This window comes from Salipiger sp. PrR003 (assembly GCF_010500785.1).
Lineage (GTDB): Bacteria > Pseudomonadota > Alphaproteobacteria > Rhodobacterales > Rhodobacteraceae > Salipiger > Salipiger pacificus_A.
In genome coordinates, this window is the sequence record NZ_JAAGOV010000038.1 from 61674 (window position 1) to 70779 (window position 9106).

Annotated in this window: 15 protein-coding genes; 1 reads left to right on the forward strand and 14 read right to left on the reverse strand. The window is 57.8% G+C overall.

The genetic code is table 11. From position 1 onward, the window contains the following. Positions 1-448 precede the first annotated feature (448 nt). The 8 genes from G0D83_RS12270 to G0D83_RS12305 all read right to left on the reverse strand — a co-directional run bounded on the left by G0D83_RS12270 (position 449) and on the right by G0D83_RS12305 (position 5392). Positions 449-886, reverse strand: coding sequence for a hypothetical protein (locus G0D83_RS12270; protein WP_164194130.1), 438 nt, complete (start codon positions 884-886; stop codon positions 449-451). A gap of 474 nt (positions 887-1360) precedes the next feature. Beyond that, positions 1361-1618 (reverse strand): hypothetical protein, encoded by a 258-nt coding sequence (locus G0D83_RS12275; protein WP_164194134.1) that lies wholly within the window; start codon positions 1616-1618, stop codon positions 1361-1363. Between the two features lie 67 nt (positions 1619-1685). Further along, on the reverse strand, positions 1686-1958 hold the full coding sequence (locus G0D83_RS12280; protein ID WP_164194138.1) for a helix-turn-helix transcriptional regulator: 273 nt from the start codon (positions 1956-1958) through the stop codon (positions 1686-1688). Positions 1959-2036: 78 nt separating this feature from the next. Continuing rightward, on the reverse strand, positions 2037-2729 hold the full coding sequence (locus G0D83_RS12285) for a vWA domain-containing protein (RefSeq protein ID WP_164194142.1): 693 nt from the start codon (positions 2727-2729) through the stop codon (positions 2037-2039). Between the two features lie 132 nt (positions 2730-2861). After that, positions 2862-3587 (reverse strand): hypothetical protein, encoded by a 726-nt coding sequence (locus tag G0D83_RS12290; RefSeq protein WP_164194146.1) that lies wholly within the window; start codon positions 3585-3587, stop codon positions 2862-2864. Between the two features lie 11 nt (positions 3588-3598). Then, the gene (locus G0D83_RS12295) at positions 3599-3967 is read right to left on the reverse strand and encodes a hypothetical protein (RefSeq protein WP_164194149.1); all 369 of its coding nucleotides are present in this window, start codon (positions 3965-3967) and stop codon (positions 3599-3601) included. Then, positions 3960-4688 (reverse strand): hypothetical protein, encoded by a 729-nt coding sequence (locus G0D83_RS12300; RefSeq protein ID WP_164194152.1) that lies wholly within the window; start codon positions 4686-4688, stop codon positions 3960-3962. Before G0D83_RS12300 ends, G0D83_RS12295 begins: the two co-directional genes overlap by 8 nt. A gap of 11 nt (positions 4689-4699) precedes the next feature. Beyond that, positions 4700-5392 carry a hypothetical protein gene (locus tag G0D83_RS12305; RefSeq protein ID WP_164194155.1) on the reverse strand — a complete coding sequence of 231 codons (693 nt, stop codon included), beginning with the start codon at positions 5390-5392 and terminating at the stop codon, positions 4700-4702. A 74-nt stretch (positions 5393-5466) separates the two neighbouring features. Here G0D83_RS12305 and G0D83_RS12310 point away from each other — a divergent pair, with 74 nt between their 5' ends. After that, the gene (locus G0D83_RS12310; protein ID WP_164194159.1) at positions 5467-6378 is read left to right on the forward strand and encodes a hypothetical protein; all 912 of its coding nucleotides are present in this window, start codon (positions 5467-5469) and stop codon (positions 6376-6378) included. 11 nt (positions 6379-6389) lie between these two features. Here G0D83_RS12310 and G0D83_RS12315 read toward each other — a convergent pair whose 3' ends face one another. From G0D83_RS12315 to G0D83_RS12340, 6 genes are all read right to left on the reverse strand, one after another. Further along, positions 6390-6758, reverse strand: a complete 369-nt coding sequence (locus G0D83_RS12315) for a hypothetical protein (RefSeq protein WP_164194162.1) — start codon at positions 6756-6758, stop codon at positions 6390-6392. A gap of 55 nt (positions 6759-6813) precedes the next feature. Further along, on the reverse strand, positions 6814-7026 hold the full coding sequence (locus G0D83_RS12320; RefSeq protein WP_164194165.1) for a hypothetical protein: 213 nt from the start codon (positions 7024-7026) through the stop codon (positions 6814-6816). Between the two features lie 382 nt (positions 7027-7408). Further along, a complete protein-coding gene (locus G0D83_RS12325; protein ID WP_164194169.1) occupies positions 7409-7852 on the reverse strand; it encodes a type II toxin-antitoxin system antitoxin SocA domain-containing protein in 444 nt (147 codons plus the stop codon). Then, on the reverse strand, positions 7852-8088 hold the full coding sequence (locus G0D83_RS12330; protein WP_164194172.1) for a WYL domain-containing protein: 237 nt from the start codon (positions 8086-8088) through the stop codon (positions 7852-7854). The genes G0D83_RS12325 and G0D83_RS12330 overlap by 1 nt, the downstream gene beginning before the upstream one ends. After that, positions 8081-8422, reverse strand: a complete 342-nt coding sequence (locus G0D83_RS12335; protein ID WP_164194177.1) for a hypothetical protein — start codon at positions 8420-8422, stop codon at positions 8081-8083. Before G0D83_RS12335 ends, G0D83_RS12330 begins: the two co-directional genes overlap by 8 nt. After that, complete coding sequence (locus tag G0D83_RS12340) at positions 8419-8865, reverse strand: hypothetical protein (RefSeq protein ID WP_164194180.1); 447 nt, start codon at positions 8863-8865, stop codon at positions 8419-8421. Before G0D83_RS12340 ends, G0D83_RS12335 begins: the two co-directional genes overlap by 4 nt. Positions 8866-9106: the final 241 nt, after the last annotated feature.

Genomic DNA, 9106 nt, shown 5'->3' on the forward strand with positions numbered 1-9106 from the left:
GGTGTAGACCGAGCGATCCTGACCGCTTTGACCGGACTTCTTCCAATTCGGGGACAGCGACAGAGCGATGTCCTGCGGCGTATGGCGAACCACTTGGCAATAGTTCATCGACGCCCGCATTGGGTCAGCCGGCCGTCCAAGGGCAGAATGCAGGAGGTCCATTTCGGGGTCGGGAAGGGATTTTCCCTCAAAACTCTTGGGGCGTGCTTCCTGCAATCTAACGGAGGGCACCATGTTCGCCGGTCGCGCTTGCTGCCAACGGAGAATTGCTTGCTGCCTGCGAAGTTCAGGCGTGTTCCCCTCGACGAACACCTGATAGACGTGATTGCATCCCCGGCAGTTGAACCTCATCTCGTATCGATGGCGAGGAACCAAGCTATCACGCTTCCGGCGCCACGAGGTCGGACCGGCCACGTCGGCGCTTCCGCAAAGAGGGCACATATCGATCTCAGGCATCTGAAGCATTCGGTCCCTCTTTGGGCTCGAACTTGGCCTTCAGTTCTCGGAACTTGGCCAGCTCCTCAGCATGCTTGCGCTTCTCGAGTTCCTCGCGCTTGCGTTCCGCTGCGGCCTCTTCCTCCTTCTTGCGCTCTGCTTCAGCCTTACGGTGGGCCTCGAGCCGTTCTTGCATGTTGGCCTCGGCCATCGCTTCCACATTGCGCTCATGGTCTTCGACGCCATCGATGAGGAACGTCAGCTCGTAGCAGTCGACTTCCAGCTCCGTCTTCAGCTGGTCATGGAAAAGGAATTCTCCTGCGTATCGGGCTGCCTCTTCGGCGCTTTCGAAGGCTTCGAATTCAAAGTCACTGTCGGAGGTGCCCATCAGGCATCCCTTGCAGTAGTCAGCTCCATTCGGGCGGTAGGCGAGGACGGTGTAGGTGGTCATCAGGCATGTACCTCTCGAGCCTTTCGCCCGGTTTGCATACATTCCGCCAGGCTGCGGAAATGCGCGGCCTGCCTTTCGTAGTGCTTTTGCAGCTTACGAAGTGCCCGTGCCAAGGTGTGGTCCTCTTCGACGTGTTCCCACGGAGACTTGGTGCCGTGAGGCGCTGACTTCACGCTGTAAGAAATCTCGCCATCCCTCTCAGTCCTGATTACGGACAAGGTCGAGAGCCGGTTGAAGCCGCTCGATAGCGTTCCAGTTGCAGACTGGTAGCTCTCCGGACGGGACGTTTGGTGGACTGTCCACTGGTAACCAGGCATGACTTTTAGAAGCTCGCAGCGAAATCTGAGACTGTTCATGGTTCTCTCCGTAAGATCAGGGTTTGGGCGTTGCGGCGCTGGCAGCTAATCAACGGCCTGCTGGAAACAGGCCGCTCACTTGAATGGGTCGATAGCTGTGGTCGACCTATGCGCTGTCTCAGGCGGCGACTGCGGCCTTGGGCTTGTAGCGTGCGCGGCGCATGGCATTGTCGGCATTCTGGAGCTTTTCGCGATCAGCCCAGACAGCATCGAGGTCGACCACGCCGTCAATGTCGATGTACTGGGTCGCGAATTCGCGGCAAGCGCCCACTTGTGCAAGGCGCCCGATGTTCTCCGGGCGCACCGATGCGAGAACGCTTGCGATGACGGCTTCGTCAGCGGGAGTGAGGGCGAGATCTTCAACAGGGTGGGGCACTGGTCTATCCTTAGTAACTTAATGAATAGATACCACGGTGCCGCTCGGCGTGTCAACAATTTATCCTTTAGAAGTCGTCATCATCCGGGAGTTGGATTTTGAAGCCCATGTCGATCGCTGCAGCCGTGTGGAGCTTTCTTGAGTTGGCCTCAGACAAACCAATGGACTTGGCTATCTCATCGATCCTTGCGGGGGAGGCGTTCTTTTTGCCGCTGGTCAGAGAGGACACATATGCGCGCGACACCCCGAGCTGCGCGGCCAGGTGTGACTGGCTGATATTCTGTTCCTCGAGATGGCGGCGAAGAGACTCTGAAAATCGCTTCTTGATCTTGTCGCCCATTGGATCTTCCTCACATTCAGATTGAGGCCGCGGGTCTGGCCCTGTGTTCCTCAACCCGCGGCTCGGAAGTCACGCCGGTCACGCCGACGACTTTTCGGCGTCACTCAAGTAGGCGTCGCCGGCCGACAGTTTGGCTGCCACGCTGTAGTTCATCTCGGAGACGTCTCCACATGCAAAGGCGATCGTGGATCTTGCGGTCTCGGCGAATGCGGCACGAGTACCTTCCTTGCCGGAGTAAGACATCGTCTTCGAGGCACTGAGCCCCATTGAAGCGCCCTGCTGGTAGGCGTTGATGTCAGCGCCCAAGAAGACGATCTGCCAGCCTTGCGCCACCTTGGCGGCCAGCAGTTCCTTCAGGTAGCTCCACGTGTATTGCTTCGAGGTGTTCTCGTCCCCGTCGGTCTGCACGGCTAGGACGACTTTGACATCGCGGCCAGCGACTGCCTCCTCGATCGACTTGATCGTCGTGACGGTGGCATCGATAAGCGGCGTTCCACCGCGAGGCGTGAACTGTTCGTCAGTGATCAGGTCCACGTCCTTGATCTTCGCGGCCTCGATGATCGGCGCAATCTCCATTTTGTCAGCGTTCAAGGACCCAACACTGTCGAACTGCAGAAGCGTGAAACGGTACTTCCCCGGGGCCTGCTTGAGGCCTGCAATGTATGCGTTGACGCCCTCTACGGTGTCGGTTCGGCGATCCATCATGCTGTAGCTGCGGTCCAGCAGCAGGGTCACAAATGTCTTCTGATCGTCGGCTTTGGTCTTCGTCATCAAAATCTACTCCTGTTAACCAATTAGGTTAACATTGGGCAAGTCTGATTAGATTTCAAGCCCTGATGATTTCGGTCTCGTAAATCCCTAAAGGGCGACGGTTACCCGAGGGTCTTCCCAGGCAGCGTCGGATCAAGGTCCGGAGGGACCAACGGTATTCCGCTCAGCCATTTCAAGGACGTGCGGCCTGTGACGTTCCAGCCAGTCTCTGAATTCATCACTATTCGGAGTGACCCCGATTTCATCACTCAGATAGGTAACCACCTTCCAATGGTCCTGCAGCTTCATGGTGTCCATCGTCTGTGACTGGAGGAAGCGGCTCAGTTCCCTGGTCATGGGAAGCCTTGTCTCTGCATAAGCCGAAACGAGTTCTTCGTCGCTGGCGGCCTCGAGGTAGGGGCGCAGATCCAGCCGATCGTAGAAGGCAATGAAGCCGTCATCGTCGTCCTCGTAGTCGATATCCAGGGAAGCAGTCACCAAGTCGTCGGTCAGCCTGTTTTCGTGAACGAAGACGTCATATTCGGCATCATCGAGATGGCACATCAGCGAGGGGACTGACGTGATCCAGGTCTGTTGATCTCCCTGAGGCAATTTCAGAAAGTCTTGGTAGCTGATCCGCGTCTCCCGTGAATTGAACTGGGTGCCGTACACATAGAGGCCATCGTCGCCCAGCGCCCGCGTCAGGCGAAGGTACCCATATTCGGGTTTGACCTCGTGGATGGCCGCGGCAATCTGCTCGTCGGTCATGGCGTCGAGTGCAGCTTGCAACCGGGCGCGAACATCCTGAACGCTAGGCTTGTCGTCGTATTGCAGATTGAGGTGTGGGTTCACCACGTAGGTCGTTTTCTTCTTTGGCATGTTGCCTCCTGCTATCTGAACACCGGGCCCGTTGCTGGCATGATGTCGCGGAGCCCCTTGGTGGCCGCGATGTGTTCATCGAGGTCGGAAACGTGTGCGGGGTCATGCTCGTCGGCATAGGTGCGCACTTCTTCAGCAGCGGCTTCGCGCATCTCCTGACCCGCGCATTCGCGCCCACGATGCCACTGCACCTGATCGAGGTCGGTGGAGCCGCGGGCGTCGTAAGCAACTTCCTCATCGAAGTCGGCCACAAAAGCGTGGTGCAGTGCCCCGACCTCATCGTAGAGCCCCATGAGCGGCAATCCCGTGGCCTCGTGAAGGTGCAGGGCGAGCGCATAGCGGCCGCCCCGCATGAACCGTGATGTGTCTGGATCAGCCAATGCGCGGCGCCTCGGGATAAGGAATGGCGACATCGCTGCGGTTTTCAGAGATCCATTCAAGCACCGCGTCATCAGGCAAGTCCACAGTCATGCCTCGCCACACCGGATGGCGAGATTGGAGTAGCTTGGCATGTTCGCATTGCAGGTCACCCATGGCAGCACTGTCGCGCACTGCAATATCTAGGATCACTTGATCATCGAAGTCGGCATCCACCAGACCTACCAGGTCATCGGCCGCAGCGGCTGACAGCCAAGGCCGGATGTCAAACGCGAGATCGATACCCATCTCCTCCGAGTGGAGGTGCGAAATAAGAGGCGCGCCAGTTGCCCACTCGTCCTTGATGAAGACGTCGTTCAGAGCGGCGTCGCCATCTTCTGCCATCATGTGAAGGATGGCCCGGGCGTCCGCTCTCGTGTGAAGATAACGCTCCTGGTGTTCAGCAGGGAGCTGCCCATACACCTCGAGGTCCGTCGACGGCTCCAGCAGGTTCGTAGGGACAATCTCCTTGCCGGATGAGCAGTGCAAGAATGGGCTCTGAACCCTGACGTAGTATTGCAGGGACTGCGCGCCTTCAGCAATTTTCAGAATGTCTGCATCAGAGAGGCTGTTGAGACGGTTCAGCAGAGCTTCGCGAATTTCGGTTGGGTCCGCCGGAGCGTCCTTCGGGGGCTCTTCGATGATGAGGTCCAGGTGGGCTTTCATGTAGCTGGGCTCGGTCACAGTGCTTCTCCTCAGCGGGGGGCTTGATTGATCAGTGTCCAGCCAACGTCGGGACGGTTGGTTGTCGCCCACTCGCGAACCCGGTCTTCATCGACGATCTCGACCTCGAAGCCATTGGGATCCCGGGAGATCGGGATCACAGGGTTGGACGTTAGGTGAGCACTCATCGCTGTCGCACTGGGGTCGCCATACTTCTCCAGGAAGTGGTAGATTTCGTCACGCCTGTATGCGTCTGCGAAGTCATCTCGGATCATCTCGGCAAGCTGGGAGGCATCCACGCTCCGCAGCCAAGGGCGAATGTCCACGTAGGCAATGAATCCGGAGTCGTCACTTCGGATTTCGGCAACAACGGGGTGTTCTCCGATGTCCCCTTCAGCCACCCATAGGTCATTCGTGCGAAGAAGAGCAACGCTAAGCGTTGTGTCCGGAACGACAGCGAACTCGCTTTGGAGCTCCGGGGCCAGATTCATGAACTGCTCATACGTGAAACTCTCCACCCCATCGCTCACATGGGCAATCTTGGATTTATCGTCCGCGGAAAGCCCGACAATGAAATACGGGGCGACCTGTGCTGAGGAGGAAACCTTCTGTGCGATATCTTCGTCAAGCATGGCGTCGACCTGCTTCTTGAGTTCCTCCCTGATCGCGACAGGGTCGGTGATGTCGCTATCGACCTCGAGTGCCAAGTGAACAGTTCTCTTCATGACGGGGGCTCCGGTTTTCGTCTTGGCTCCTACCTATCCATAAACTAAGAATAGATAAAACCAAAGGATACCCTATGAGCCAGCCAAAGCAGATGCGTACACGCATTCTGGGAACGACCACTTCGGACACCAGCATTCAGGTGGAGATGATCTCCGATGATCTTGCTGTATTTCGGCGCATGACCCAGTTCGCAAAGAAGTCCTCGGCCACGCCGGACGTGAAAACCTGGGCCGAGACGCAGGAGGGCTTCGTCGACTCTGAAAACCTCGCGCTGATGATGGCGGGCGAGGACTTCGAGAAGGTGGACGGGCTCGCGATCATGCCCGATCACCTTTTTCAGGAACTTTCCGAGCGTCCTTTCCATCAGGTGATCATGAGCGGAGAACGGAATGCCCTAGAGGAGGTCATCTCGCCAGCCATGGCATGGGAGGCTTTGCACTCGGGAACGTTCACCTACGACAACATCGTACGTATTCGGACCTATGATCACACGGTCACACGACATGATGGCACCCCCATTCCGATCGCCCAACAAGGCTCGCGTCGAGGAACCCTTGGAGAGCACGTTGAGGACGAGGTTGACCTTCTGGAAGTGGCGGACCTCTACGCCCAGCGCGATGACGTCTTCTTCCGTCCCTACAGGTCGCGTGACGGAGCGCCAATGCTGCCTGCCAACCGCGATAGTTTAAAGGAGTTCGCTGAAAAGCTTCCCAGATACGAGATGGATGAGCACAATCCAGAGGCCTACTATAAGATGGTGCAGGTCGACGTTCTCTGGCAGCCGAGCGCGGAGGACTTCGCTGAGCTCTACGCGTTGGCGGAGTCGAAGGAGATGAAGAAGAAGATGGGTGGAATTAGTTCCCTATGGATGAAGCTCATCGAGTCCGGACCCAGAGATCCATCGCGATCAGTGGCGGAGCGGATCGAGGAGGTTCTCGCGCGCCAAGACGAAGAGATGGAGTCTCAGAGAGGCATGAAACTGTAGTCGGGGGCCGGCTAGTTGGACAGCCGCTCGTCGACGTCCCAGGACTGCATATCTTCGGCAACCAGTTCTCGCGCTCCCGAGCTCGTCCAGTCGAGATCGTTGGAGCCGAAGGGGTCTCCGAGCACTCGCAAGATGTCCACCGCGTAGTCTAGCGCGTCATGTTTGTGGAAACCCCCGCGGGTCACCGCGATGAGGCGCAGAGCCATAGCGGTGACAAACTGTCCAAGGGTGATGCCGTGCGCCTTAGCTATCGGCGCGTTGATGATTTCCTGCCGAGCCGGCACATCGCCACCTTCAATTCCGCCTGTGGTGATATAGCGGTGGGGCCGGTGAGGGAGCTTGGCGTAACACCTAGCGCACAGCCAGTAGCCGTTCACCATGTCTCCCTCCCAGTGCTTACAAACTGACATTCGGTCCTCTCTCATATTTGGGGATTCAGGTCTCAACTGCGGCGATGATCTCTTGTACCGCCTTCTTGTTCCAGCCTTGGCCAGCGCAATCTTGGCAGGGCCAAGAGTTGAAAGACATGTCGCCGGGAGCTGCGTCGTCGCGTTCTCCGGTGCCGTTGCAGGAGGAGCATTGCGCTCGTGAAAGAAGGCCAAGAACGACTTTGGGGTTACCTCCCACTATAAAGTCAAAAGCGTCCATGTCGTACTCCTCTGGGTTAGCTGGTCTTCAGATCGATGCTGAATTTCAGCGTGGTGATGTCGTATCCGCGCCGCTCGAGTTCCTCGCGCAGGGATCGTCCCTCAAAGACAGGTAGTTCCTCCAACGCCCTGGAGAGCAAGCGTCCTTCTGATCCCTCCGCGCCGCTTCCGCCCCAGGCGTAGCAAAGGTCAGAGGGGCAACCTGGTTCTGGGCGCGACCATCCTGCCCGAAGCTGTCCGGGCTTGGCAGTCAGAGGCCGAATGCGCTTAGGCATGATGGGTCTCCTGAATTTCCGGTACCGAAAACGGTGCGTAAAGTGCGAACACCCGTCTACAGTGCCGAAAACGGAACGCTGAAGTCGGGTGTGCGAGGACGTCCGGCGTCAGTGCATGCGGAAGTGGGAGACGATTTCAGAGTCTCCCATGATTGCCAGCATCCCAAAGGGGGTCTTCTGACGGGCATTGTACCAAGCACCGTCATTCAGACAGCAGACCTGTGCCAGGTGATCCGGGTCCATGTTGCCGTAGAGCTCCATGACTTCTGAGATGATCTCATTCACCACGGGGCAGCGATAGCCGAGCATCTCTACCTCGCCGAACTCGTCCTCGATCGGCTTCTTGATGGGCAAGTGACCGTATGAGGAGAGAGCCCGGTAGATTGTCAGGAAACCTGGCCCGCTCTCGAAGGAGATCGGCTTCTCGTCACACAGGCTCTTGCCGGTCACTGCCATGTATCGGCCGTAGGCAATATAGGAAAGCCTCTGGACACGTAGATGGGACATCTGCTCAATGCTCAGAAAGCGGTTGGCGATCGCTATGGCCGTCATCACACGGCCTCCGCGCCGGCGGTAAAGTCGGCATCTTTCAGAGCGAAGGTGCGCTGGGCGCCCTTGTCCCAGTCGTAGGCATCGAAGAGCCACTGGTGAGCCGGATGCCACTCAGTTGCCCCGAGGTAGAAGGGGCCCATAGGGGTTGCGGTCCGCATGGAGGTCTCGCCGCGCCAGTTGGTGTACTGAAAGCTGACGGCGTGCTCACGCGAGGGGACGGAGGCGTTCTCAGACATCAGCTTCCTCCTCGCGCACGACATCATCGATCAGGAAGTAGCCAATCAGTTGCCGCAGGACTTCGACCGCCTTGTCCATAGCGTCCTCGACGCCGCCACAGGCGATCGGCGCCACGAGGCTCGGTACCGGTGTGTCGAGATACGTGGTCTGATCAATGAAGCTGCGCCGAATGACGAACTCACCTACCGGCGTCCGGGAAACCAGGGTGCCGAAGCTTCTGGTATCATCCTGGTGCCACTCTAGAGGCCGGAACGTCAGTGCGGGGAGGATGGATGTCCCGACCGGTGCGAGATCGACAGTGCCAGAAGATGGAGTGAGTGCCTTGTCAGTCATGCGTCACCTCCGGGGAAGGGATGGATGCCCCACAGTTTGGGCAGCCACAGTTTGGGCAGCTCTTCGACGTTGAGGAATGCCCAGCACCCGGTTGTGGCCGGAACCGAATGGGTAGTGCTGCCATCCTTGAGCCGATAGGTCGGGTCCTTGATGAGGGCACAGGGGATGTTTTGACTGGAAAGGCGGTCCACGAGGAGTTCCAATGCCGAAATCTGATCAACTCCCTTGATCGTGATCTCGGCCGGGGTGCCTTCTTCAGCGGCCAGGGCCACTGTTTCAGCCCAGCGCTGGGCTTCCGACTGGACACCGATGTCGGACAGGTTGACTGAATTCAGAAGCTGCATGAATCGTATGGTGGCGATGGACGCCTGCTTGGCAGCCTGCTCGGGCTCCCTAAGCGAAGCGAGATCATCCCGAAAGAAAAGGACGAGTGTCTTGTCCATAAATGAAAGACTCCGAATAGAATGGGTGCTGGATACAAGGATAGATCGGAGGAAGTCAACCTTTTATTCTTGTAGCCGCCACAATGGTAGGTCGACCTTGTGAAAACCCACTCAGTCGTAGGCGGGACCTTCGCTGAGGGCGAAATGTCGCCGCCACGCTCTATCGGATAGGAGGCTCTCTGCACAGAGAGGGTGGGGGGCTTGTGTGGCAGCTATAATAAGAATAGAATTCTGGCACAAT

Bases quoted from the DNA above. Each gene is read 5' to 3' on its own strand.
- G0D83_RS12270 (WP_164194130.1), bottom strand. From the start codon at position 886: ATGACCACCTACACCGTCCTCGCCTACCGCCCGAATGGAGCTGACTAC.
- G0D83_RS12280 (WP_164194138.1), bottom strand. From the start codon at position 1,958: ATGGGCGACAAGATCAAGAAGCGATTTTCAGAGTCTCTTCGCCGCCAT.
- G0D83_RS12285 (WP_164194142.1), bottom strand. From the start codon at position 2,729: ATGACGAAGACCAAAGCCGACGATCAGAAGACATTTGTGACCCTGCTG.
- G0D83_RS12290 (WP_164194146.1), bottom strand. From the start codon at position 3,587: ATGCCAAAGAAGAAAACGACCTACGTGGTGAACCCACACCTCAATCTG.
- G0D83_RS12305 (WP_164194155.1), bottom strand. From the start codon at position 5,392: ATGAAGAGAACTGTTCACTTGGCACTCGAGGTCGATAGCGACATCACC.
- G0D83_RS12310 (WP_164194159.1), top strand. From the start codon at position 5,467: ATGAGCCAGCCAAAGCAGATGCGTACACGCATTCTGGGAACGACCACT.
- G0D83_RS12315 (WP_164194162.1), bottom strand. From the start codon at position 6,758: ATGGTGAACGGCTACTGGCTGTGCGCTAGGTGTTACGCCAAGCTCCCT.
- G0D83_RS12320 (WP_164194165.1), bottom strand. From the start codon at position 7,026: ATGGACGCTTTTGACTTTATAGTGGGAGGTAACCCCAAAGTCGTTCTT.
- G0D83_RS12325 (WP_164194169.1), bottom strand. From the start codon at position 7,852: ATGACGGCCATAGCGATCGCCAACCGCTTTCTGAGCATTGAGCAGATG.
- G0D83_RS12330 (WP_164194172.1), bottom strand. From the start codon at position 8,088: ATGTCTGAGAACGCCTCCGTCCCCTCGCGTGAGCACGCCGTCAGCTTT.
- G0D83_RS12335 (WP_164194177.1), bottom strand. From the start codon at position 8,422: ATGACTGACAAGGCACTCACTCCATCTTCTGGCACTGTCGATCTCGCA.
- G0D83_RS12340 (WP_164194180.1), bottom strand. From the start codon at position 8,865: ATGGACAAGACACTCGTCCTTTTCTTTCGGGATGATCTCGCTTCGCTT.